General features: G+C 50.3%; 25 protein-coding genes and 1 tRNA gene. 13 read left to right on the top strand and 13 right to left on the bottom strand.

Annotated features, from left to right (window positions below):
* Positions 1-19 precede the first annotated feature (19 nt).
* From Q0L39_RS03615 to Q0L39_RS03600, 4 genes are read right to left on the bottom strand one after another with little or no spacing between them, the layout of a single operon-like run.
* On the bottom strand, positions 20-544 hold the full coding sequence (locus Q0L39_RS03615; protein WP_296626973.1) for a flavodoxin domain-containing protein: 525 nt from the start codon (positions 542-544) through the stop codon (positions 20-22).
* A 23-nt stretch (positions 545-567) separates the two neighbouring features.
* Positions 568-1,392: an ATP-dependent sacrificial sulfur transferase LarE gene (gene larE, locus Q0L39_RS03610; RefSeq protein WP_296626972.1), complete on the bottom strand. Its 825-nt coding sequence runs from the start codon at positions 1,390-1,392 to the stop codon at positions 568-570.
* 22 nt (positions 1,393-1,414) lie between these two features.
* Positions 1,415-1,924 carry an AAA family ATPase gene (locus Q0L39_RS03605; protein ID WP_296626971.1) on the bottom strand — a complete coding sequence of 170 codons (510 nt, stop codon included), beginning with the start codon at positions 1,922-1,924 and terminating at the stop codon, positions 1,415-1,417.
* 21 nt (positions 1,925-1,945) lie between these two features.
* Complete coding sequence (locus Q0L39_RS03600; protein WP_296626970.1) at positions 1,946-3,739, bottom strand: hypothetical protein; 1,794 nt, start codon at positions 3,737-3,739, stop codon at positions 1,946-1,948.
* 224 nt (positions 3,740-3,963) lie between these two features.
* Between Q0L39_RS03600 and Q0L39_RS03595 the strand changes: the two genes are divergently transcribed.
* Positions 3,964-4,143, top strand: a complete 180-nt coding sequence (locus Q0L39_RS03595; RefSeq protein ID WP_296626969.1) for a hypothetical protein — start codon at positions 3,964-3,966, stop codon at positions 4,141-4,143.
* A 56-nt stretch (positions 4,144-4,199) separates the two neighbouring features.
* Here Q0L39_RS03595 and Q0L39_RS03590 read toward each other — a convergent pair whose 3' ends face one another.
* The gene (locus Q0L39_RS03590; RefSeq protein WP_296626968.1) at positions 4,200-4,862 is read right to left on the bottom strand and encodes a SprT family zinc-dependent metalloprotease; all 663 of its coding nucleotides are present in this window, start codon (positions 4,860-4,862) and stop codon (positions 4,200-4,202) included.
* A gap of 273 nt (positions 4,863-5,135) precedes the next feature.
* Here Q0L39_RS03590 and Q0L39_RS03585 point away from each other — a divergent pair, with 273 nt between their 5' ends.
* Positions 5,136-6,311 (top strand): iron-containing alcohol dehydrogenase, encoded by a 1,176-nt coding sequence (locus tag Q0L39_RS03585; RefSeq protein ID WP_296626967.1) that lies wholly within the window; start codon positions 5,136-5,138, stop codon positions 6,309-6,311.
* A gap of 87 nt (positions 6,312-6,398) precedes the next feature.
* Here the strand turns inward: Q0L39_RS03585 and Q0L39_RS03580 are convergent, their stop codons facing one another.
* Both Q0L39_RS03580 and alr read right to left on the bottom strand, forming a co-directional pair.
* The gene (locus Q0L39_RS03580) at positions 6,399-7,055 is read right to left on the bottom strand and encodes a DUF2726 domain-containing protein (protein ID WP_296626966.1); all 657 of its coding nucleotides are present in this window, start codon (positions 7,053-7,055) and stop codon (positions 6,399-6,401) included.
* 77 nt (positions 7,056-7,132) lie between these two features.
* Entirely contained in the window at positions 7,133-8,326 is a 1,194-nt protein-coding gene (gene alr, locus Q0L39_RS03575) for an alanine racemase (RefSeq protein WP_296626965.1), read from the bottom strand.
* Between the two features lie 180 nt (positions 8,327-8,506).
* On the opposite strand from alr, the gene spoVAC reads away from it, so the two are divergent.
* The 3 genes from spoVAC to spoVAE are packed head-to-tail and all read left to right on the top strand — an operon-like array spanning position 8,507 to position 10,349.
* A complete protein-coding gene (gene spoVAC / locus Q0L39_RS03570; RefSeq protein WP_296626964.1) occupies positions 8,507-8,935 on the top strand; it encodes a stage V sporulation protein AC in 429 nt (142 codons plus the stop codon).
* Between the two features lie 14 nt (positions 8,936-8,949).
* On the top strand, positions 8,950-9,984 hold the full coding sequence (gene spoVAD, locus Q0L39_RS03565; RefSeq protein WP_296626963.1) for a stage V sporulation protein AD: 1,035 nt from the start codon (positions 8,950-8,952) through the stop codon (positions 9,982-9,984).
* Positions 9,984-10,349: a stage V sporulation protein AE gene (gene spoVAE / locus Q0L39_RS03560; protein ID WP_296626962.1), complete on the top strand. Its 366-nt coding sequence runs from the start codon at positions 9,984-9,986 to the stop codon at positions 10,347-10,349. The genes spoVAD and spoVAE overlap by 1 nt, the downstream gene beginning before the upstream one ends.
* A 42-nt stretch (positions 10,350-10,391) precedes the next feature.
* Here spoVAE and Q0L39_RS03555 read toward each other — a convergent pair whose 3' ends face one another.
* From Q0L39_RS03555 to rpsT, 3 genes are all read right to left on the bottom strand, one after another.
* Complete coding sequence (locus tag Q0L39_RS03555; RefSeq protein WP_296626961.1) at positions 10,392-11,771, bottom strand: MATE family efflux transporter; 1,380 nt, start codon at positions 11,769-11,771, stop codon at positions 10,392-10,394.
* 137 nt (positions 11,772-11,908) lie between these two features.
* Positions 11,909-12,460: an NUDIX hydrolase gene (locus Q0L39_RS03550; RefSeq protein ID WP_296626960.1), complete on the bottom strand. Its 552-nt coding sequence runs from the start codon at positions 12,458-12,460 to the stop codon at positions 11,909-11,911.
* Positions 12,461-12,583: 123 nt separating this feature from the next.
* Positions 12,584-12,835, bottom strand: a complete 252-nt coding sequence (rpsT, locus tag Q0L39_RS03545; protein WP_296626959.1) for a 30S ribosomal protein S20 — start codon at positions 12,833-12,835, stop codon at positions 12,584-12,586.
* Positions 12,836-13,065: 230 nt separating this feature from the next.
* Between rpsT and gpr the strand changes: the two genes are divergently transcribed.
* Positions 13,066-13,956 (top strand): GPR endopeptidase, encoded by an 891-nt coding sequence (gene gpr, locus Q0L39_RS03540; RefSeq protein ID WP_296626958.1) that lies wholly within the window; start codon positions 13,066-13,068, stop codon positions 13,954-13,956.
* A 77-nt stretch (positions 13,957-14,033) separates the two neighbouring features.
* Positions 14,034-15,242, top strand: coding sequence for a stage II sporulation protein P (spoIIP, locus tag Q0L39_RS03535; RefSeq protein WP_296626957.1), 1,209 nt, complete (start codon positions 14,034-14,036; stop codon positions 15,240-15,242).
* 252 nt (positions 15,243-15,494) lie between these two features.
* Here the strand turns inward: spoIIP and Q0L39_RS03530 are convergent, their stop codons facing one another.
* Positions 15,495-16,175: a VTT domain-containing protein gene (locus Q0L39_RS03530; protein ID WP_296626956.1), complete on the bottom strand. Its 681-nt coding sequence runs from the start codon at positions 16,173-16,175 to the stop codon at positions 15,495-15,497.
* Between the two features lie 194 nt (positions 16,176-16,369).
* Here Q0L39_RS03530 and Q0L39_RS03525 point away from each other — a divergent pair, with 194 nt between their 5' ends.
* From Q0L39_RS03525 to Q0L39_RS03500, 6 genes are all read left to right on the top strand, one after another.
* Positions 16,370-17,245: a hypothetical protein gene (locus Q0L39_RS03525; RefSeq protein WP_296626955.1), complete on the top strand. Its 876-nt coding sequence runs from the start codon at positions 16,370-16,372 to the stop codon at positions 17,243-17,245.
* Complete coding sequence (locus Q0L39_RS03520) at positions 17,245-18,603, top strand: MATE family efflux transporter (protein ID WP_296626954.1); 1,359 nt, start codon at positions 17,245-17,247, stop codon at positions 18,601-18,603. Before Q0L39_RS03525 ends, Q0L39_RS03520 begins: the two co-directional genes overlap by 1 nt.
* A 110-nt stretch (positions 18,604-18,713) precedes the next feature.
* Positions 18,714-19,469 (top strand): exodeoxyribonuclease III, encoded by a 756-nt coding sequence (locus tag Q0L39_RS03515; RefSeq protein ID WP_296626953.1) that lies wholly within the window; start codon positions 18,714-18,716, stop codon positions 19,467-19,469.
* A 16-nt stretch (positions 19,470-19,485) separates the two neighbouring features.
* Positions 19,486-20,208: a class I SAM-dependent methyltransferase gene (locus Q0L39_RS03510; RefSeq protein WP_296626952.1), complete on the top strand. Its 723-nt coding sequence runs from the start codon at positions 19,486-19,488 to the stop codon at positions 20,206-20,208.
* A gap of 15 nt (positions 20,209-20,223) precedes the next feature.
* Complete coding sequence (locus Q0L39_RS03505; RefSeq protein ID WP_296626951.1) at positions 20,224-20,991, top strand: Nif3-like dinuclear metal center hexameric protein; 768 nt, start codon at positions 20,224-20,226, stop codon at positions 20,989-20,991.
* A 28-nt stretch (positions 20,992-21,019) separates the two neighbouring features.
* The gene (locus tag Q0L39_RS03500) at positions 21,020-21,337 is read left to right on the top strand and encodes a DUF1904 family protein (protein ID WP_296626950.1); all 318 of its coding nucleotides are present in this window, start codon (positions 21,020-21,022) and stop codon (positions 21,335-21,337) included.
* A 54-nt stretch (positions 21,338-21,391) separates the two neighbouring features.
* On the opposite strand, the gene Q0L39_RS03495 is transcribed toward Q0L39_RS03500, so the two are convergent.
* Together Q0L39_RS03495 and Q0L39_RS03490 are read right to left on the bottom strand one after the other, a co-directional pair.
* Positions 21,392-22,036, bottom strand: a complete 645-nt coding sequence (locus Q0L39_RS03495; RefSeq protein WP_296626949.1) for a non-canonical purine NTP pyrophosphatase — start codon at positions 22,034-22,036, stop codon at positions 21,392-21,394.
* 63 nt (positions 22,037-22,099) lie between these two features.
* Positions 22,100-22,172, bottom strand: a tRNA-Asn gene (locus Q0L39_RS03490).

Genomic DNA, 22,172 nt, shown 5'->3' with positions numbered 1-22,172 from the left:
AAACACTCCCTCTGTCGTTTTATTGTAACAGCGCTTCTATCTTCTCGACGCTGCTCAAATCGGTAAAATCAACCTTTTTTCCATAAGTTGCGATCAGCTCTCTCTCTTCGCTTCCCAGCTGTTCGGATGGCTTTTTTCTGAGCTGGCTATACAGCATCCGCATCATGGTACGATGAAGGATATTGAGCCTTTCATAATCAATTCCACCGCGCAGGTGAACAAAGGTTGTTTTGGCAGACAGCTCCTCTCCAAGCTGTTTTGTTACCGATGTGCGAATATGCTGTACATTTTCCTGTTGGTTCGGGTCGGCAAGTCCTACCGTCACAACAATCAGCTTTGCTGCTGTTTTTAACTCCGGCAGGTTCTTTTTCAAACCGACCAGACCGCCTGCATACAGTCCTCCGAAATAAACAACGGTATCCTGGGAGGAAATCTTTCTCATGTCGCGGTAATCCACCGCCGCGCCTCCAATTCTTCGGGAAAGCTCCTTCGCATAGCGTTCGGTTGTTCCGTAGTGACTTCCATAAATAATGTGAATTCCCATGATTTTCGCTCCCCTGTTCTGTCTTATATCAGCTTCTCCACCCGATCATAGCACCCGCTGCGCAGGCCCTGAAGATCGAGTGTCACGAAAGAAAATCCTAATTCAAGAATTGCCTGGGAAATCTCCTCGTGGCGGCTGAGAAGCGCTGCAAAATCCTGTGGTTCGATCTCGATGCGGGCAAGGTCACCATGTACCCGCAGACGGCAGGCGGCAAATCCTGCACGATGCAGAATTTCCTCTCCCTGTTCGATGCGCCCGAGTACCTCGGTCTGTAAAGGAGTCCCATACGGCAGGCGGGTCGCCAGACAGGGCGTCGCTGGTTTGGTGGCGCAGCTGAGTCCCATCTGTGCCGCCAGCTGACGCACCTGCGCTTTGGTAAAACCATGTTCTGCCAACGGGCTGATTACTCCCAGCTCTCGGATTGCTCGAATTCCTGGACGGTAGGCCTTGAGATCATCCGCATTCGTTCCATCAATCACCGCATTGTACCCGTTTTGCTTCGCAAAGTCAATCGCCTTGGAAAACAGCTTCTTTTTGCAGTGATAGCAGCGATCCACCCCATTTTGTACCACCTCGGGACAGGACAGCTCGTCAATCTTCAGCACCTCGTGCCGGATGCCCAGCTGTGCGGTGATTTTCTTTGCTTCCATCAGGTCTGCCTGTGGGTGCAGCACCGTTGCAAAGGTGACTGCCGCAATCTTCTCCAATGGCAGCTCCGCCGTTTTTGCCGCCTCACAGCAGGCATGGAGCAGCACGGTGCTGTCCACTCCCGCAGAAAATGCCACACAGACTCCCTGTTTGAGTAAGCCGATCAGCTGCCGGTCGAGCGCCTGTTTTTGCAATTCCATCTTATCCTTCCTCCTCTGCTTTTTACAGCGTCATATCCACCAAGTACTCCCCATCAATTAAAAGATAATGGCATCCATACTGCCGGCAGGCTGCCAGGTTCTGCTCATTTTCCTGTATCAGCTGCGAAACATCCAGCTCATCCTCCAGCCGCTGCTCAACGATGTTGGCATACTGCCGGAGAAGGTCGGCGTGCTGTTCCAGATAGGCGCGGCTCATCACCAGAAAGCAATCGCGTATCTGGCAAAGATACTCCTCAGAAAAATCTTTTCGCCAGTCAAAGGGGATGTATGCTCCCTCCACGATGAGGTTTTGATGGTTTTCAATCGCAGTCTTGACCATCTCTCGAACGATCGGCCACAGATAATCGGTGAGCTTGTCGTCGTCCTGTGGCGTCAGGGTGGTATATCCGCTGCGGATCAGTCCCATTTTCAGATGGTCGATCGACAGATAAGGATAGCCATAACGCTCCAACAGCCGCTGTGCCAACCGCGTTTTGCCTGTATGGCTGGCTCCGCCGATGAAAATAACCATTCCCGTTTTCCTCCTTTGCCGCTACGCCGCCTGTGGAAGGGAGGCAAATCCATCGCTTCCCGCCAAAAATTCCTGCAGCTGCTGTGCAACCATTTCCAATTCCTGTTGCTCAAACGGAGACTGCAGTCCCGTATTTTCCAGAACTGTCAGGAAATCCTGGTCCGGACTTTGTTCCACCAGTGTCAGGTAGGTATCCAGTGCAGCCTGATAATCCTGTTGTCCCAGCTGCAAAAATTCCATTGCGACACAGCCGGACAGCGCATAATCAATCGCATAAAACGGAGTATCGAAGTACTGATTGGTGGAAAACCAACTCTTGGAGTACAGATCCGAATCAAAATAATAGGTATCTACCACCAGCCCGTATTCCTTGGACAGCTCCAGATACAATTCGTTAATCTCCTCCAGTGTCATATCCTCACTGTTATAGATCGTTTCCTGAAACTCGTCGCTCATGGCAGCACTGAGGATACCTGCCACCATGGTATAAACATCATATTTTTGTGCAATCGCTGCATCCTCACCATAGAACACCTCATAATATGGCAGCGTCAAAATCTGCATCGCCTGGGAGTGAATCTCACAGATATCCAGGCTGCGTCCTTCGCTGGTAGAACCGTTTTTCAGCTGCTGCCACATGGCAAAGCAATGGCCAAACTCATGGGAGATGCTGAACACATCCTGTTCGCTGCCATCCATATTGGCAAACAAAAACGGCGTATTGAGCGAATAAATCAATGTGCTGAAGGTGACATTGGCCTTTGTCTGAGAAGGAGCCGCGTCGATAAATTCGTGGGAAAGCAGGTAATCATAACATTCCCCTGTCTCATCGGACATCTGCTGATAAACCTGGGAAAAGCTGTCCAGCGTATCCTGCCAGCTTCCCTGCGGCAGCGGAGAAGGTTCTCCCAACAGATAGACATATCCCTTGGTATTCGGGTCCTCCGCTCTGGCATAAAAGTCCTCCATATAGGAGCGATACACCGGCACCAGTGTCTGTTTGAGCGCCTCACGGAACGACTGAATCTGCTCTCGGGTATAGCTGGTGCGCACCAAATCCTTGTCGGCAATCTCGGTATAGCTGTCATATCCCAACTGCTGTGCCATCTGCCGGCGCAGGTCCACCATCTTTACATACAGTTCTCCTAACTGCTGATTATACTTCTCGATAAACTGGTCATAATAGGCGTCCTGACCCTCCGGTTCCAGCGAGGAATAGAGCTGTTCCCCTTCCGGTGTGGTCACCGTCGCCTGTGCATATTCGCTGTAATACTGGGAGATCAGCTTCTTTTCCTCCTCCTGGAGAGAGAGAATATCGGCAGAGCTTGCCTGCGAGCTCATCTCCATATCCTCCACACTGCTTTCTCCGAAAATTTCTTCGCTCATCGAGCCAAAGCGGGAATTTTGGATCGCTTCAAACATCTCGCTGTAACTGTTCTGGATGCGGGCATCCCAGGTATTGAGATAGTCCATCTCCTCGCTGTAATACTCGTCGCTGACATTGCTGTAATTGCGGATCTGAGCAATGGTCATCATACTATAAAATTCCTCGGTCGCCTTCCCGATTTTTCCCAGCGTCCAGATCATTCCCACCGGCAGAAGATCTTCCTGCGCCTGCTGTTGTGCCTTTTCGATCAGCTCCACCACCGCTTCTCCGTCCGGCCGCTGATATTCCACCTCAGAAAAGCTAAGCTCTGTAGGCGTATAATCGGATGCTGCACAACCTGTCAGGGAAGTCACCAACAGTACTCCTGTCATCAGCAGTGCTAAAAATCGCGCACCGCTTGTTTTTCCCGTATGAAAAAATCTTTTCAATGGATTCCCTCCTTTTGCTTTTCAGTATACCATAATTACTACTGTAAAAATGCAAACTTTTCGAAAATAATGACCATCTTATTCCTCAAGCGGAAAGGAAAGGTTTCTTCTCAACATTTGCTCTGCAATCCAAAATCTTCATCGTGTATCTTTTCGGCGATGCGGCATACTAAAACCGATGCTTCTGTCAAAGCAGAAGCAAATTTTAGACAGGAGTGAGACTTATGCCAATGAATCTTCCGACCATTTTAACCGGTGCAGCAGTCACTGCTGCAGTTGGTACTGCCGCTTATATGATGACCGGCAAAAAGAAAAATACTGCAAAACAGCTCAAGAAAAAAGCAGGAAAAGCTGTTCAGGCAGTTGGCGACATCGTAGAAGGCATTTCCAGCATCATGGGCTAATCCCCTTTCACGCATCAAAGCCGGAGAAGAAAGCGAAGCTTTCTTCTCCGGCTTTTTTATTCTGGGAAATAATCGCTCCGAGATACCTTGCCCAGTTGTTTGCGGCACTCCTTCCAGTCAGGGAAAAAACGTTCCACTTCTTTCCAAAAGGCAGCACTGTGGTCATGGTGCAGGATGTGGCACAGTTCATGTACCACTACATAATTGATGCTATGTTCATCCGCCAGCATCAGCCGCCAGCTGAAATTCAGGCTGTTTTTTCCAGAACAGGAGCCCCAGCGTCCTTTGGCACCGTTGATGCGCAAGGCTGTGGGAATAACACCCATCTTCTGTGCGTAAAATGCTACACGCCGCGACAGCTCCTCGCGGGCAATCGTTCGATAGAGCTGCTGGGCCTGCTCTCGAAGCTGCTCCTCCGTGCCCTTACACAGATAAAACACGCCGTCTGCATAGTGCGCCTTTCCCTCTTCCATATATTCGACGGGAAACAGCTGACCCATCAGAGGAAACCTTCCATCGGCCAGAGAAAATTGCTCCTTTGCCTGTTTTTGCTGCAGCACCTTCTGTTGATGAGCAAAAATCCACGCCTCTTTCTCTGCGACCATCCGGTCAATCTGCTGTTTTGAAAGCCGGAGCGGCGCCCGTACGACGACCTCTCCGTCGGGCATAATCTGCAATGCTAGCGTCTTTCTTTTGGTGCGCACCAGCGTATATTCCATCGGTTCTCCTCCTTCGAATAATTTTGTATTATTGAAAAAATCTTTTCTCCCTGTGGACAATTATTTGCGATTTCTATCGCTGCTTTTATTGACTATACGGATAAAATTTTGGCTTATTTTTGGGCTTTATTACGATTTTATAAAATCATCGAAAAAAGATCGTTAAACTATTGACAACCAAAAAAATAAGTATATAATGATACCAGAGGTTGTAAAAAAGCAACCGCATTGACAGTGACATGAAAATATAAAAGAATATCGGGAGGAATCATCATGGCGAGATTTACATTACCAAGAGATCTGTATCATGGAGAAAACGCACTGGAAGCTCTGAAGACGCTCGAAGGCAAACGCGCTGTTGTTGTTGTCGGCGGCGGAAGTATGAAACGCTTTGGCTTCCTGGATAAAGTTTGTGATTACCTGAAAGAAGCTGGTATGGAAGTTGCTCTGTTTGAAGGCGTTGAACCGGACCCATCGGTTGACACCGTCATGAAGGGCGCTGCTATGATGAGAGAATTTGAGCCAGACTGGATCGTATCCATCGGCGGCGGCTCTCCAATCGATGCTGCAAAAGCAATGTGGGCATTCTATGAATATCCTGACACCACCTTTGAGCAGCTGTGCATCCCATTTAATTTCCCGAAACTGCGCACCAAAGCAAAATTCTGTGCAATTCCTTCTACCTCCGGTACCGCTACCGAAGTAACCGCTTTCTCGGTCATCACCGACTACAAGAAGGGCGTTAAATATCCTCTGGCTGACTTCAACATCACACCAGATGTCGCTATCGTCGATCCTGCTCTGGCAGAAACCATGCCAAAGAAACTGACTGCTCACACCGGTATGGATGCAATGACCCATGCAATCGAGGCTTATGTATCCACTCTGCACTGTGATTACACCGATCCTCTGGCACTGCATGCCATCAAGATGATCAGCCGCGACCTGGTAGCAAGCTACAACGGCGACATGAAGGCACGTGCAAGCATGCACAATGCACAGTGTCTGGCTGGTATGGCATTCTCCAATGCTCTGCTGGGTATCGTTCATTCGATGGCTCACAAGACCGGTGCTGCTTACAGCGGTGGTCACATCGTTCACGGCTGTGCAAACGCAATGTACCTGCCAAAGGTTATCAAATACAACAGCAAGAACCCAGAAGCTGACAAACGTTACGGCGAAATCGCTGCTTTCCTGGGTCTGGAGCCAACCACCGATGCTCTGATCGCTCACATCAAAGAGATGAACAAACAGCTGGACATCCCAACCTGCATCCGTGACTATGAAGGCGGCATCATCGACGAAAAAGAATTCCTCGAAAAACTGCCTCAGGTTGCTGAGCTGGCTGTCGGCGATGCTTGCACCGGTTCCAACCCACGTTCCATCACTCCAGCAGAGATGGAAAAACTGCTGAAATGCTGCTTCTACGATGAGGAAGTAAATTTCTAATTCTGACATCTTCTAACGGTTATTTATTAACCATTTCTCTTCTTCTGCAGACTGTCCGAAACGGGCAGTCTGTTTTTTTGCTCTCATTTACTGCAACGGCCTTGTCCGGCGGCAGCGCGGAAAGTTGGGACATCCATAAAACTGCTGTCCTTTTCTCGGGCCTTGGGAAACAGTTCGCACAACCATCGGCACACCACAATCAGGACAGCGCGGAGCATCCTCCTCTTCCTCGCTTAATTCCAGCAAATCCTGACAGAGAAAACGATAGAGGGGATTGAGTTCTTCTGCTCCGTAATTCTGCTTGCATGGAATATGAAACAGTGGTAGTCCTGCTTTGGCAAAGGCCTTGTCCAAAAATGCATCCCGCTGGCGGCGATCGGAACGTTCATGCGTGCGGTCATCCAGTTCGACGGCGCAGAGAATCTGCATCGTTTCCCGATCACACAGCACAAAATCGACGTGCTTCTGAGAAATCCAGTTAAAATATTTGAGCCTGTCCCTTTTGACATCGTCACGCACCCGCAGCACCTCCCGCACCGAAGGTTTCGGACAGATGGTGATTTCTTCTCCCACCAGCTCCAGCAGAACATCGTAAAATTGTTTTTCTGCCGGACTGAGAAAATATTCCTGTCGTTCATACGGCGTCTTTCCCCAGGGATTTGCTCGCCGAAATTTTCTGGAAACTGCATAAAAAGCAATCACCAAAAGCAAAATAATTACTGCCGTCAGCCAATACTTTTCCATTTCTCTCCTCCTTCCAAAACAAGACCCTCTGTCTCTGTCAGAGGGTCTTGTTTTTTCTTTTTTATATTGATTTGCAATTATTCGACCATGTGGCGGACATAATCCACAACGCCGATGTCCTTGCCGCCGCGCCGGTAAACACGCGGTACACGCTTTCCAATGACGCACATAATCTCGTAGTGGACAGTGTCGGTCATCTCTGCAATCTCCTCCATGGTGATGCGCTGACCGTTTTCTTCGCCTACAATGGTGATCTGCAGTCCGTCGCTCAGGTCTGGGATGCCGGTGACATCCAGCATCAGCTGATCCATGCAGATACGACCAACAATATTGGCAAAATGACCGTTGACCAGCATCCTTCCGCGGTTGGAAAGGCTGCGGTGATAGCCGTCGGCATAACCGATCGGAACGGTAGCGATGCGCATATCGTGGTCAGCGGTAAAGGTTCGGCCATAGCTGAGCTTTGCTCCTGCCTTGACATCCTTGAGCATCGAAATTACCGAGTGCAGCTGCATCGCCGGCTTCAGGTCAATTTTTCCCTGGCAGGCTTTGTCTGGCGTCAGGCCATAAATCAGGATGCCGGCGCGCACCATGTCCAGATGATATTCCGGATAGTTGACGATGCCGCCGCTGTTGCAGCAATGACGGAGCATAAAGTGAATTCCCTTGCGCTGGAGACGGTCACAGGTTTCCATAAAACATTCGTACTGGCGGCGGGTATAGTCGATCGAATCGTCATTGTACTCATCCGAGCTGGAGAAATGGGTGAAGATACCATCGCAGCGCAGATTTTCAAAGTGGCAGACCTGTTCGATCTCCTCGACCGCCTGGTCCATGTCCTGATCCGCCTCAAAACCGATTCTGCCCATGCCGGTGTCCACCTTGATGTGACAAGCAACCGTTACACCGGCTCTCTGTGCCTGCTGCTGCAATTTTTTTGCATACTCCAAAGAAAATACTGCCTGGGTAATATTGTACTCACAAAGCTGTTTTGCTTTGTTTGGTGGCGTTGTTCCCAAAATCAGGATGGGATGATAGATTCCCTGGGTGCGCAGCGACATTGCTTCGGTGAGGTTGGATACCGCAAACCAGTTGACGCCTAAGCGCACCAGCTCATCCGCAATATACTTGTCCCCGTGTCCATAGGCATCCGCTTTGACCACGCCCATAATCATACAGCCTGGTTTTAATTTTTCCTTGATGGAACGAATGTTATAATCAATGCAGTCCAGGTCGATGACAGCCCAGCTGCGACGCAGAAAATCAACCATTGGTATTCCTCCTGTCATTGTTATTACACAAAATCAAAATGCCGGCCGCCTCGAAAACGCTTCCATATATTTCCGTCGGCTAAAGTGATTGGTCGGGCACATACTATAACTATACACGAACCAAACAAAAGATACAATGATTTTTCGCACATTTGTACCGACTGGAAAGGAGAAATTGACATGACAAAACAGGAGTATGCCCAATGGACACAGGAGGAATCTCCTCGCTCCAAAGGGCCTGTGAATATTTTCAAAGCTTTTTTGTCGGGAGGAGTTGTCTGTACCATTGGTCAGCTGCTGCTTTCGCTTTATGAGCGCCTTGGCGCCGGAGAAAATGCAGCTATATTCGCTTCCTTGAGCCTGGTCGTATTGTCCGCCGTACTGACCGGACTGAACGTCTATGACAACATCGCCAAGCACGCAGGAGCAGGAACGCTGGTCCCGATCACTGGATTTGCCAACTCGATGGTCAGCGCCGCGATGGAGTTTAAGACCGAGGGCTATATTCTGGGACTGGGCGCCAAGATGTTTTCCATCGCAGGACCGGTCATCGTCTACGGTGTCAGCGCTTCGGTGATCTATGGCATCATCCTATATTTTATACAATAGGCAGGTGAAGAAAGATGGCTAAAAAAATTGGTTCCCAGACGCTGCTGCTCACCTCCTCCCCTTCGATCATCGGCTATGCCGCTGTCGGAGCCAAAAAGGAGAAGGAGGGTCCGCTGGGAGGATACTTTGACTTTACATCGGAGGATTCCTCCTTTGGCGAAAAAACCTGGGAAAAATCGGAAACCTTCATGCAGAAGAAGGTAGTAGAGCTGGCGCTGGAAAAATGTGGTGTCAGCGATAATGAAATCGACTTTCTGTTTGCCGGAGATCTGCTCAACCAGTGTATCAGCTCGGCCTATGCCTCCCGCGAACGAAAGATCCCTTTCTTCGGGCTGTATGGAGCCTGCTCCACCATGTCGGAAAGTCTGTGTCTGGCGAGCATGTTTGTCGATGCAAAGCTGGCAAACCGCTGTCTGGCGGTCACCTCCTCCCACTTTTGTTCGGCAGAACGGCAGTTCCGCTTTCCGCTGGAGTACGGCGGCCAGCGCACTCCAACCTCCCAATGGACGGTGACTGGCGCAGGCGCCTGTGTTGTCGCACCAAAAGCACAGGCGCCGTATCTGCGGGCAGTGACGGTGGGAACGGTGGAGGACCTTGGCATCACCGACATCAACAACATGGGCGCTGCCATGGCACCGGCTGCTGCACGCACCCTCTGCCAGTATTTTCAGGACACCGCTACCCGTCCCGAGGACTACGATCTGATTCTGACCGGAGACCTGGGCTTTGTCGGCAGCCGTCTGCTGGAGCGTCTGATGCAGTCCGAAGGCTATCCTATGGCAAACCTCCACAACGACTGCGGACTGATGATCTTTGACCGGCTCAAGCAGGATGTTCACGCCGGAGGTTCCGGCTGCGGCTGTGCCGCTTCGGTGCTGTGTTCGTTCATTCTCCCGCAGATTGCCTGTCAGCGGCTGAAAGACGTTCTGTTTCTGGCAACCGGTGCGCTGATGAGCCCGACCAGCACCCAGCAGGGAGAAAGCATCCCTGGCATTGCTCACCTGCTGCATATCTCCGCATTCCCACACACAAAGGAGGAGCAAGCATAATGGACCTGTGGATGCTCTTAAAAGCATTTCTTGTCGGCGGACTCATCTGTGCCGTCGGACAAGTTTTGATTGATTATACCAAGCTGACGCCTGCACGTATTCTGGTTTCTTTTGTCGTGCTGGGTGTCATTCTGGGCGGGTTGGGATTATATCAGCCGCTCATCGACTTTGCCGGTGCCGGTGCAACCGTTCCGTTGACCGGCTTTGGTGCAACCCTTGCCAAGGGTGTCGCCGAAGCTGTCAAGGAGGATGGCCTATTCGGCGCTTTTACCGGTGGGTTAGGCGCCACCGCCGCCGGTATTACCGTCGCGATTGTGGCGGCACTGCTGGCAGGATTGTTCTGCAAATCCGCCGAAAAAGGATAAAAAGATCCGCTGTACAAGTTTGTACAGCGGATCTTTTTGGTTTTACAGTCTGTCTGTTTCTCCCGAAAACAGTCTGCGTGTCATCAGCAAAAATACCGTGGTTGTACACAGTGCCGCTACAACGTCGGCGATCGGCTCTGCCAGGAAGATGCCCTGGAATCCCATCAGCATCGGCAGCACCAGTGCCAGCGGAATCAAAAGGATAACCTTTCGCAGCAGCGCAAGGAAGGTCGAAATTTTAGCCTGTCCCAGTGCCACAAAGGTCTGCTGACAGCTAAACTGGGCTCCCAGCAAAAGCATACCGGACATAAAGATGCGCAGGTATCCAGGCGCAATCTCCAGCAGTGCCGGATCGGAGGAGAACATCTTGACAAAAATGCTCGGGAACAGCTGTACCGCAGCCCAAACCGCAATGGTATACACCATTCCGCTCTTAATCAGCAGCCAGAATGCTTTTTTGACGCGGTCAATTTTGCCTGCTCCATAGTTATAGCTGACAATCGGCTGTGCTCCCTGTGTCAGACCATTGAGCGGCAGGACAAAAAACTGGATACAGGAGAGCAAAATGCTCATGGCGGAAATCAGCAAATCGACCTGATCGCCGCCGTAGCGTTTGATCTGGGTGTTGAAGGTCAGCTGCACCAGGCTTTCGGTCGACTGCATGATAAACGGAGAAATGCCCAGCGCCAACGTCGGCAGCAATACTGCTGCATTGATCTTCAGATACTGGCGTTTGATGCGGAGAATTGTTTTTTTGCCCAGCAGAAAGGCGACAACCCAGACCGCAGAAACAGTCTGCGAAAAGACGGTTGCAATCGCAGCACCCTGTACTCCCATATCAAATCCATAAATCAGAATTGGATCGAGAACGATGTTGCAGATCGCGCCGATGACCACCGTCATCATGCTCATGGCAGAAAATCCCTGTGAGCTGATAAAGGAATTCAGTCCCAGCGCCATCTGCACCGAGATGGTGCCCATGACATATATTGTGAAATAGGAATTTGCCATTGGCAGCGAGTTTTCGGTCGCACCAAACCAGGTCAGCAGCGTTTCACTGGTCATCAAAAACAGAACTGTCAGCACTACCGACAGAATGACCAGTGCAGAAAAGCAGTTACCCAGAATTTTTTCTGCTTCTTCTTTTTTACCTGCACCCAACGCAATGGCGGCACGCGGCGCACCGCCCATACCAATCAGTGCCGCAAAGGCGGAGATAATCATAATCAGAGGGAACGCAACACCCAGCGATGCCAGTGCCAGCGAGCCTACCTCCGGCAAATGGCCGATATAGATGCGGTCAACGATGTTGTACAATGCATTGATTACCTGCGCGGTGATTGCAGGCAGGGACATCTGTACCAGCAGCTTTCCCACCGGCTGTGTTCCCAGCTTATTTTCCTTATTTTCCTTCTCTTCCATCCAAACAAACCTTCTTTCTCCAAATCTGACGCAAACACAGAGCTGCCTTTCCCTTAGGAAAGGCAGCTCTGTTCTATTTTTTTCATTATAGCATAGTGGCTTTGATCTGCTCAAACAAAGGCCCTATCATTTACACTTTATTTACAAGCTTTCTGACCTGCTCTGCGAACTGCCAGCTGGAGAATACCGATCTGTGTTTTTGCATCCTCGATCTCTCCGTTTAAGACCATCTGAACCGCCTGCTCAAAAGGTACGCGCAGCACAGTTAAAAACTCACCCGGGTCCAGATGCTGCTGAGTCTGGTGCAGACCTTCGGCGTAGTAAATATGGATGATCTCGGTGCAGTAGGCCGGTGTTGGATACAGCTGGGTCAGCTTTTCGAAGCGGTCGGCTAAACAGCCGCACTCCTCCTCCAACTCGCGGATACCGCAGACGCGCGGGTCCTCTCCCAACTCGATCTTGCCTGCCGGCAGCTCGATAATCTCCTTCTGATAAGGATAACGGAACTGCTTGACCAGCAGCAGACGATCCTCGTCATCCAATGCGACAATGCACACGCCTCCATGGTGGATGACAAGTTCACGGGTCGTTTTTTTGCCGTTTTCCAGCTCTACACTGTCCTTGTGTACTTCGATAATCCTGCCCTGAAACAGTGTTTGGGAATCCAGTTTTTTCTCGGTATGTGCCATGGTCCAGTCCTCCCTGTAAAAAACAAAATCCACAGACCCCAGGGTCTGTGGATTTTCCAATAAAATTATCCGGATAATTTTATTTTGCTTCAAAGTGAATCCTATTGCAAGATCCCTGCAAAACTATTTTGCGAGAGCAGCAAGAGTCGATTTCTTTCTGGCAGCGCAGTTTTTGTGGATGATGCCCTTTGCACAAGCCTGGTCGATCTTTTTAACAGCAGCTTTTACCAGAGCGTCTTTGTTCTCTGCGTTTTCTGCGATAGCAGCGTTAGCCTGTTTGAGAACGGTCTTCAGGTTAGTTTTGCAAGCCTTGTTGCGAGCAGCACGTTTTGCCTGAACGAGGATTCTCTTCTTAGCAGATTTAATGTTAGCCATTCTAAACACCTCCTATTCCATCTTGACAGTACACTCAATTTTATCATCATTTTTTATAAAAATCAACTGTTTTTAATGTACTTTGTCACAATCCCTAATTTTAAGCCATTTATTCCGCTCAGATTCGGTTACTCTTCCAGCATTTTTCCCTTCTTTTATCCCTTTGTATATTTCTGGTAAAATGCTCCCATCCTTTTTACAGCAGTTGATTCTGAAAGGAGCCTTTTACTATGTCATCTCAAAATCATCTTTTTGTCCGTTCCGACCTTGCTTTGGAGCTGGCTGCGCCTTTGTTGCAGGACAAAAAACTTCCCGAAGGATTGTCGGTACACACCCGTCGTCACGGCATGGTGGAGATCACCTGTGTCACCATTGAGACGCCATCCATGGCAAAGCAGATGGGAAAACCGCGCGGAAAATACATCACTATCCAGACTCCACCGCTGTGGAACAGCCTGTTGGACCCACAGGACGAGATACAGGCTGCCGCTGAAACGATCCGCTCACTGCTTCCTTCCCATGGAAGTATTCTGGTGGTGGGACTGGGAAACAACGGCATCACTCCCGATGCACTGGGTCCGCAGGTAATCCAGCGCACCCTTGCCACCCGCCATCTCACCGGTGAGCTTGCACAGAAGGCCGGCTTGGACGGACTGCGGAAAACTGCCGCCATCGCTCCTGGTGTGATGGGACAAACCGGCATCGAAACCAGCGAGGTCATCGCCGCGCTGGTCAACTTCATCCAACCTGCGGCAGTGCTTGCCATTGATGCGCTGGCAGCACAGGATTATAACCGTCTGGGCCGCACCATCCAGATTGCCGACAGCGGTATTGCCCCTGGAGCAGGGGTTCAAAATGCCCGTCGGGAGCTGAGCGAGCGCACGCTGGGCATCCCTGTCATTTCGATCGGCGTGCCCACCGTCATCGATGGCGCCACCCTCACCGCTACCTTTTCCGATCTGCCGCGCAGCCAGATTTCTCCTGAAGCGGCAGGCACCGTCGTCACTCCGCGTGAAGTCGACCGCATGATTGGACATGCCGCCAAATTTATCTCGCTTGCCGTCAACAAGTCGCTCTATCCCGAACTGAGTCTGGAGGAAATCTCCTTTCTGTGCGCATAGAACCTTCTATTTTCCTCCTCTGCCTCATATCCTGAAATTACAGGATCAGCTTTGGTGGAAAGGAGAGATGCTCGCCGGTGAGCATTATCAGAAGGATGGGACGACAATATCGAAGAAACAGAAAAAAATCCACGGTACGAAAATATGCACTCTGGGGATTGCTGGCTGCAGCCGCGGTTCCCGGAGTGATTTCCACTGCGGTACTATCCCACCAGCTGCTCCCTGCACTCGATCATCTCTCAGCTGATGCAGCTGTCTTTTCTGCCCTCTACACCGTTCCTGACCGTGCGCTGGATCGTCTGGAGGAACGATTTTCCGACGAGATGGAAGACCCCAATCAAACAGAACAAGCCCCAGCGGCTCCCTCTACCAATGACGCTGCGCCATCGACAGAGACAGAGGAAGCACCGGATATTCCCGAGGAAAAGCCGCAAGTCACAGCCGAAGGCAGCCAGCCTCCCGAAGATTATTCCATCCCTGAGGAGTATCAGGGCGATATCATCGAGGAAGACATGTCCGGCAGAGGCAACAGCGACTATCTGAGCTTTGGAAGTGGACTGATCAAAAACAGCACCTCCGTCTCCGACGAGGAGGCAATGGCGCTGCTGAATACAGACAACCCTGTTCAAATCACCGACGACGGTCCGCAGGTGCTCATCATGCACACCCATGCAACCGAAAGTTTTGAGCCATACGACACCGACCTCTACGACACCCGCCACACCTGGCGAACCACCGACAACACGCAGAACATCGTCGCTGCCGGCGAGGTCATTGCCGAAGCCATCCGTGCCCATGGCATCGAGGTTTTACACGATGAAACCCAGCATGACTATCCCTCCTACAACGGCTCCTATGAGCGAAGCGCAGAAACAATCAAAAGCTATCTGGAGCAATACCCCAGTATTAAAGTGGTTTTGGATGTCCACCGAGACGCTGTCCAGCGTGACACCACACTGGTCAAACCGATCACGCAGATCGACGGCAAGAAAGCCGCTCAGCTGATGATCATTGCCGGATGTGACGATGGCACCATGGGAATGCCCAACTGGAGCAAAAATTTTCGCTTTGCAGCGGGAATGCAGGACGCCATCGAAAGCCAGTGGTCTGGACTGACCCGACCGGTCTATTTCTGCTACCGCAAATACAATCAGGACCTCACCACCGGTTCCCTTCTGATCGAACTTGGTTCCCACGGAAACACACTGGAAGAAATTTTGTATACCGCACAGCTGGCAGGAGAATCCATCGGCAGTTATCTGGAGGGTTTGAAGGTGAAAGAATAGGAAAAATCAATCCTTTTACAAATTATGATACAAAACTACGATTGGACATTTGGTAATTTATGTACTATAATCATAACCAAGATAACTTGTGACTTATGGTGCGTTAGAAAACCTCCTTTTTCTACCAACCAATTTCATCGACGTCCGGACAACGTTGATGACCAAGAAAAGCCATCTTCAAACTCTCATACAAACCTTAACTTTAGAAAAAAGCCTGTTTTTAAAAAAACAGGCTTTTTTCTATGTCTCTTTTTAGCTGAGCTTCTTGTGAGCCCACAGTCCTACCATGCTGATACAGCCTGTGACCACAAAAATCAGCACCGTCGTGCTGAAATCGCCGGAAAGCAGCGTCGTGCCTGCCAGCGTCGAGGTCAGAATGGAAGGAAGTCGGGCAATGGTGGAGAGGATGAAAAAGCGCAGCGGTCGAATGTGAATCAATCCTGCCGCCCAGGTCAGAAGGTCCTTTGGCGTTCCAGGGATGAAAAACAACAGAAAGGCAATCCGCTCAAAGCGCCGCTCATCCTGTAAGATGCGCAGATTCTGAAATTTTTCGGGATCAATAAAGATGGAGACGATGGGCATGCCCAGCTTTCGCACCAACAGATAAACGATGATCGAACCGATGAAAATACCCAGCATACAGGTGAGCGTTCCCCACAACGGCCCGTACAATATTCCCGCCAAAATTTCGATTGGCTCGCCAGGAATCATCGCCACGACCACCTGTATCACCTGAATGCCCAGAAATGCGACCCAGCCGCCGATTCCCAGCGACTCCAGCTGGCGCTGCAGCAGTTCTCTGGTGTGTGGCTGTGTCAATGCCATCACTTTTGGAATCGCTAAAATGGTGATGGGAACCATGGCAAACAACACTAGGGCTGACAAAATCAGCCGCACCCATTCTCTTTTTTTATTTGGAAGCTCTTTTTTCATCCTGCGTCCTCCTGTTGTGTAACTTCCCGTTGATTTTATGATAATCTATCTGTGCGGAAAGTCAACCTTCCGCAAGATATTTCCTTTTTCAATCAACTTTCCTATTCCCTGTGACAAGCCTGCTGTTTTGTAGTATAATCTCCTTGTATCCCATCACGGTATTTTTATCATGTTTTGCGGGAAAGGAGATTTTGATGGACTATCATATTTACAACAACGTCTATGCCGGTATCCTGAAGTCGGCATCGGTATTTAGAACAGACAATCAACCAAAGCAGATCGAATATCATTTTGATTCACAGCTTAACAAGGTGGTTTTGCAATACCATCTGACCGACGTCGCCGGCGACGGTCCCGACTCCCAGAAGATCATCCGCATGGTGGAATGGATGACCCAGCACTGTTTCCACAACGGAAACTACGACAACCACATTGAACCCTGTGCAGAAAAGCTGCTGGAATTTTCCTTTGACCAGGGTATCGAAAACGGTATCAACTGTCTTTCCCTGTCGATCTCTCTGACTGAGTGTCTGCTGGGACTGGGACTGCGTGCAAGAGCAATGACAATGATGCCGATGTCCCCTTATGATTCGGACAACCATGTTGTCTGCGAGGCATATGCAGAAGATTTGGGCAAGTGGATCATGGTCGACCCAACCTATGGCGGATATGTCACCGATGAGCAAGGGACCATCTTAAACCTGATGGAAATGCGCACCCTCCTGAGCAACCGTCAAAAAATCGTTTACAGCAAAAATTATAACTACAACGGCCAGCCGGTCGACCCAGAATGGCTGACCGCCTATTATGCTAAAGACCTGTTCTTCCTGCAATGCAGTCAGATACAGGGATACCACACCAGCAACCAGGCAGGCAATGAGCGGCTGACCTTTGCTCCTGTTGGACTGGATGTACAGGCCTTTTCACAGGCACATCTGGATTTTGTATTGGAGCGTTCGGGAAAAGAGCCTGCGGAGATAGAGGCTTTGCGTCAGCGGATTCAGAAACGGATTTCCGAGACGGTGATTCTCTACCAGCATCCTGACACCCTGTATCAGGAGCAGAAATAATGAGCGAACCAAATCAGCCTTCTTCTGCTGTCCTGCTGACTCAGCCGGTCAAAGGACTGTTTTTCCAATATTTTAAAAGCAACCTGATCTCCTCCCTGATGCTGGCAGTCTACGTCCTGTTCGACACCATCTTCATCGGAAGAGGTGTCGGCAGCCAGGGATTGGCAGCGCTGAACATCACGCTGCCCTGTTACTCGCTGGAGATCGGTTTTGCTCAGATGATGGGCATGGGCGGTGCAACCGCCCTTTCCATCTGCCGTGGTCAGGGCGACCACGAGGAAGCCAACCGCTACTTCACCGCTGCCGTCGTGTTTACCTGCACCGTTTCCCTGATTCTGGGTATTCTGGGCGGAGTATTCTGGCGGCCAATCGCCTATCTGGGCGGCGCAGATGACAGCATCATCGAGCTTGTCGGAGATTATCTGCGCATTTTAAACGGCGGTGCCATCCTCTTTGTTGTCAACAACTTTCTGGGCGTCTTTGTGCGCAACGACCGCGATCCTCAGCGCGTCATGGTGGCAGGTATCGTCAGCTGTATTTTAAATATCATTCTGGATTATGTCTGCATCTTTCTGTTTGACTGGGGAATGGCAGGCGCCGCAGGCGCCACCGCCTTTTCGGGATTTATCAGCATTCTGATTATGCTGACCCATTTTTTAAAGCCGGATTGTCAGCTCAAATTTCGCTTTGACCAGCTGCATCTGTTTTCCCGCTTAAAGCGCATCATGCAAAACGGAATCTCCAGCCTGATTGCCGAGTGTTCCTCCGGTTTGATTATCCTGCTGTTCAACATCTTCCTAATGCGCAAAGGCGGCGTCGCCGCAGTTACCTGTTACAGCATCATCTCCAATGTCGCTTACCTGTTTTTGGCGGTATACAACGGCGCCAGTGCCACTTTGCAGCCGCTGTGCAGTATCAATGCCGGTGCCGGCAACTACTCGCGTGTACGGCAGTTTTTCCGGCTGGGCGTATGGACGGTGCTGCTGTCCTCGCTGGCCTTCGTTTTAATCGGTGAATTTTTCCCGCAGACACTGGTCGCCATCTTTACCGAGCCGACTCCCGACGTCATTGCAGTGGCAAATTACGCCATCCGTATCTACTTTATTGCCTACCTGCCGATGGGTCTCAACATCATCAGTGCCACCTTCCATCAGTCACTGGAGGCTTCCCGCGAGGCAACACTGATTTCGCTGGGACGTGGTCTGCTGTTTCTGGTGCCGGTGCTGTTATGTTTAAGCAGTTTCTTCGGATTGGGAGGCATCTGGGCCACTGTGCCGCTGTCCGAGCTGCTGACCCTCTGCTTGAGCTGCTGGCTGCTGAGACGGTTGTTTGCTGCCCGCTTTGGAGAAGACAAATAACCGCTCTGATGTTGAAACGATCGTGGTAAGCCATCTTCTTCCTTCAAATTGCAAACAAAACAAGAACTTTTAGATTTCAATGGCATCCGCCGCCGAAAGGAGACTCTACGATGAAACTGATTTCCTGGAACGTCAACGGACTGCGCGCCTGTGTGGGAAAAGGATTTTTTGACTTTTTTGCTGCACAGGACGCCGACATTTTCTGCCTGGGCGAAACAAAAATGCAGCCTGATCAGGCGCACATTCCCACCGAAGGCTATCTGCAATACTGGAACAGCGCCGAGAAAAAAGGATATTCCGGCGTTGCTGTCTTTACAAAAAAGGAGCCGCTGACCGTTTCCTATGGTCTGGGCATCGACGAGCACGACCACGAGGGCCGTGTGATCACCCTGGAATATGAAAACTTTTATCTGGTTACCGTCTACACTCCAAACTCCCAGAACGAGCTTGCCCGCTTGGACTACCGCATGAAGTGGGAGGACGACTTCCGCGCGTATGTCTGTGCGCTGGATCAGAAAAAGCCGGTGATTATCTGCGGAGATATGAACGTCGCACATCAGGAAATCGACCTGAAAAACCCCAAAACCAACCGCAAAAATGCCGGATTTACCAACGAGGAGCGTCAGAAGATGACCGAACTGCTGGCAAGCGGATTTACCGACACCTTCCGCGCCAAAAATCCTGATGCAACCGACATCTACTCGTGGTGGAGCTATCGCTTCAAAGCCCGCGAAAAGAATGCAGGGTGGCGCATCGACTATTTTCTGGTGTCCAACCGTCTGATGGAAAAGGTCACCGACACGATGATCTACACCGATATTTTCGGAAGCGATCACTGTCCGGTCGGACTGGAAATTACTCTGTAATTGATCCCAAATAAAAGTGACAGGAGGAATTTTTCTGAGCCAGAAGCGCACAGCAAAACTGGACCCACGTCTGGAAAAAACAGCTTCTTTTGTGCGTCCCGATGCTATCTTCGCCGACATCGGCTGTGACCACGGCTATCTTGCCATCGAATTGATCCGCCGCGGCGCTGTCCGTGGCTATGCCTGCGACATCAGCGCCGGCCCGCTTCAGTCCGCACAGCGCAACATCGAACAGGCAGGATTGTCATCCCAAATTCAAACCGTATTGACCGATGGATTACAGGGGCTGGAACAGTATGGATTGACCGACATCACCATCGCCGGAATGGGTGGTGAGGTCATCGCAGGGATTCTGCAAAAGGCGCCGTTTCTCAAAAATCCTTCCATCCGTCTAATCTTACAGCCGCAATCCCGCGAATTTATTCTGCGCCGTTTTCTGGCAGAAAACGGCTTTGCTCTGCTCAGAGAGGAAGCGGTTCGCTCCGGTCGGTATGTCTACACCGTCATGGTGGCGGAATACGCCGGCGTAATTCATCAGCTTTCTCCCTTGGAGAGCTACTGCGGATTACTTATCCACTGCCACACACCGGAAGCTTGTGAAAAACTACAGCGGACCGCCGGTTTTTTAAAAGAAACTGCCGACGGACTTTTCCACCGTGGAAAACCGGAGGAAGCGCAGGAACTGCTGGATATTTCACAGCAGATTGCCGAGCTTTCCACACCATCATCTTCAACATAAGGAGGAGAAAATCTCATGTCCACCGTCGCAGAAATTTATTCTGTCATCAACCAGCTGGCACCATTTTCACTGAGCATGGATTTTGACAACACCGGCATTCTGGTCGGCGACAGCCATCGCACCGTCGAGTGTGCACTGTTAGCGCTCGACTGCACCTCCCAGGTCATCGCACAGGCCGTCCAGTGCGGCGCACAGCTGATTATTACCCATCACCCCATCATCTTTCATCCACTGAAACATGTCACCGAAAATGACCTCGTATACCAGCTGGTGCGCCATGATATTGCCGTTATCAGCGCACATACCAATCTGGACATCGCTGCCGGCGGTGTCAACGATGTACTTGCCGCTGCGATCGGTCTGCAAGATTGCCGAGGATTGGAAATGGTTGATCCAGCCCAGGAAGCATGGCTGGGACGCATCGGAAAGTTATCTGCACCGACAGATGCGGTTTCCTTTGCAAAGACGGTGAAAGCCGCTCTGAATGCCGTCAGTGTCAAATTTGTAGACGGAGGCAGACCGATTCAAACGGTAGCGCTCTGTTCCGGTTCCGGCGCTGATTGTCTGGATACAGCGATCGCACAGGGAGCCGATGCCCTGCTGACCTCGGAGGTTAAGCATCATGAGTTCTTGCAGGCGGCAGAAGCTGGAATCACCTTATTAGACGCCGGCCATTTTGACACCGAGGACATTGTGATTGAACCGCTGCGTCAAATTTTATCCGAGCAGATTCAGGATGTCCGCTTTTTCACCTGTCATCACAGCAATATTCAAGCCATTTAACGCTATTTGATTTTGAAAGGAGCTTTTTATGCCACAAATCATCGTCAAAGGTGTCCGTGAGGACAAATTACAGCAGCTTGCACCACAGATCATCGAAACTGTTTCCCGTCTGGTTGAGTGTCCTGAGGATTGGGTCACACTGGAGCTGTGCCCTTCCCTGTTTTTTGTCAAAGACGGACCCACAGAACAATATCCAATCCTGCAAATCTGGTGGTACAGCCGTCCACAGGAGGTCCAGGATGCGCTTGCGCAAGCACTGTCCAAGCCGTTTTTAGACAAAGGCTATCCTCTGGTACAGATTTCCTTCCATGTCTTCGAGAAAAAAGACTATTACGAATTTGAATAAGCCAGATAAAAATAATCCCACCGTCTTTTTGCCGGTGGGATTATTTTTATCTAACTATTTTTCCAAATCCAAAGCCTTTGCCAGAAAAGCAATCAGGCGTTTGCGATATTCTCCGAGGATAATTTGTTCCTGCGTTGTATTCGTTTCATTCTCTTTTTGCTCCACGAAATAGGTCATCGTACGGCGATTGAGGGAAATGGAATCCAATGGCCATCCCGGGTGACGATTTGGAGAAGGAGAATCCACCATATAAAATGCACTGGCTCTTGTTGCGTCACTATTTTCCATCATAGAGGTAATTTTTCCGCCGCAATAAACTGCAATTCCATCCAGATAATAAGCCAATACCCTTCCACCCAGTTCATGGACAAGAGAAGCGTAATAAGAAATCATCTGTTCGTCATCCAGACGAGTTCCCTGGGGTGTACGGACATGCAGTCCAGGCTGTCGAGGATCGTTTAGTGGCAGCTCATCAAAATAAAGTCCCGAATCATTGCAAATCACCCGATCAAAATATTTGCCATAAAATTTTGCCTTTAAAATTGCATTTTCCTCCGGTGTCGTACCGGTTTCTTCCGGTTCATCTATAATACCAAGATCCTGCAGAGTATAAAACTCAACGGAATATTCTTTCAGCAAATCCCGAAAACGCCGCATTTTAGACGGATTAGTTGTTCCGATTAAGACTTTTTTCGCCATCCTGAGCTTTCCTCCCGTAACAAGATATGAAAAAAGCCTTCATCCATTTGGATGAAGGCTTTTTGGCTCCCCCTGTCTGGCTCGAACAGACGACCCTGCGGTTAACAGCCGCATGCTCTACCGACTGAGCTAAGGA

Origin of the sequence: uncultured Negativibacillus sp., assembly GCF_944388365.1 — a bacterium.
In the GTDB taxonomy this organism is placed as follows: Bacteria; Bacillota; Clostridia; order Oscillospirales; family Ruminococcaceae; genus Negativibacillus.
This window is presented reverse-complemented; position numbering and strand designations above follow the sequence as displayed.

What these genes read in the sequence shown, in the direction of transcription:
- Q0L39_RS03530 (WP_296626956.1), bottom strand. Translation starts at nt 16,175, where the DNA reads ATGAAAAAAGAGCTTCCAAATAAAAAAAGAGAATGGGTGCGGCTGATT.
- Q0L39_RS03585 (WP_296626967.1), top strand. Translation starts at nt 5,136, where the DNA reads ATGGCGAGATTTACATTACCAAGAGATCTGTATCATGGAGAAAACGCA.
- Q0L39_RS03505 (WP_296626951.1), top strand. Translation starts at nt 20,224, where the DNA reads ATGTCCACCGTCGCAGAAATTTATTCTGTCATCAACCAGCTGGCACCA.
- Q0L39_RS03615 (WP_296626973.1), bottom strand. Translation starts at nt 544, where the DNA reads ATGGGAATTCACATTATTTATGGAAGTCACTACGGAACAACCGAACGC.
- Q0L39_RS03515 (WP_296626953.1), top strand. Translation starts at nt 18,714, where the DNA reads ATGAAACTGATTTCCTGGAACGTCAACGGACTGCGCGCCTGTGTGGGA.
- Q0L39_RS03520 (WP_296626954.1), top strand. Translation starts at nt 17,245, where the DNA reads ATGAGCGAACCAAATCAGCCTTCTTCTGCTGTCCTGCTGACTCAGCCG.
- rpsT (WP_296626959.1), bottom strand. Translation starts at nt 12,835, where the DNA reads ATGGCTAACATTAAATCTGCTAAGAAGAGAATCCTCGTTCAGGCAAAA.
- Q0L39_RS03495 (WP_296626949.1), bottom strand. Translation starts at nt 22,036, where the DNA reads ATGGCGAAAAAAGTCTTAATCGGAACAACTAATCCGTCTAAAATGCGG.
- larE (WP_296626972.1), bottom strand. Translation starts at nt 1,392, where the DNA reads ATGGAATTGCAAAAACAGGCGCTCGACCGGCAGCTGATCGGCTTACTC.
- Q0L39_RS03590 (WP_296626968.1), bottom strand. Translation starts at nt 4,862, where the DNA reads ATGGAATATACGCTGGTGCGCACCAAAAGAAAGACGCTAGCATTGCAG.
- gpr (WP_296626958.1), top strand. Translation starts at nt 13,066, where the DNA reads ATGTCATCTCAAAATCATCTTTTTGTCCGTTCCGACCTTGCTTTGGAG.
- Q0L39_RS03595 (WP_296626969.1), top strand. Translation starts at nt 3,964, where the DNA reads ATGCCAATGAATCTTCCGACCATTTTAACCGGTGCAGCAGTCACTGCT.
- Q0L39_RS03555 (WP_296626961.1), bottom strand. Translation starts at nt 11,771, where the DNA reads ATGGAAGAGAAGGAAAATAAGGAAAATAAGCTGGGAACACAGCCGGTG.
- spoVAC (WP_296626964.1), top strand. Translation starts at nt 8,507, where the DNA reads ATGACAAAACAGGAGTATGCCCAATGGACACAGGAGGAATCTCCTCGC.
- alr (WP_296626965.1), bottom strand. Translation starts at nt 8,326, where the DNA reads ATGGTTGATTTTCTGCGTCGCAGCTGGGCTGTCATCGACCTGGACTGC.
- Q0L39_RS03605 (WP_296626971.1), bottom strand. Translation starts at nt 1,924, where the DNA reads ATGGTTATTTTCATCGGCGGAGCCAGCCATACAGGCAAAACGCGGTTG.
- spoVAD (WP_296626963.1), top strand. Translation starts at nt 8,950, where the DNA reads ATGGCTAAAAAAATTGGTTCCCAGACGCTGCTGCTCACCTCCTCCCCT.
- Q0L39_RS03500 (WP_296626950.1), top strand. Translation starts at nt 21,020, where the DNA reads ATGCCACAAATCATCGTCAAAGGTGTCCGTGAGGACAAATTACAGCAG.
- Q0L39_RS03525 (WP_296626955.1), top strand. Translation starts at nt 16,370, where the DNA reads ATGGACTATCATATTTACAACAACGTCTATGCCGGTATCCTGAAGTCG.
- Q0L39_RS03550 (WP_296626960.1), bottom strand. Translation starts at nt 12,460, where the DNA reads ATGGCACATACCGAGAAAAAACTGGATTCCCAAACACTGTTTCAGGGC.
- Q0L39_RS03580 (WP_296626966.1), bottom strand. Translation starts at nt 7,055, where the DNA reads ATGGAAAAGTATTGGCTGACGGCAGTAATTATTTTGCTTTTGGTGATT.
- spoVAE (WP_296626962.1), top strand. Translation starts at nt 9,984, where the DNA reads ATGGACCTGTGGATGCTCTTAAAAGCATTTCTTGTCGGCGGACTCATC.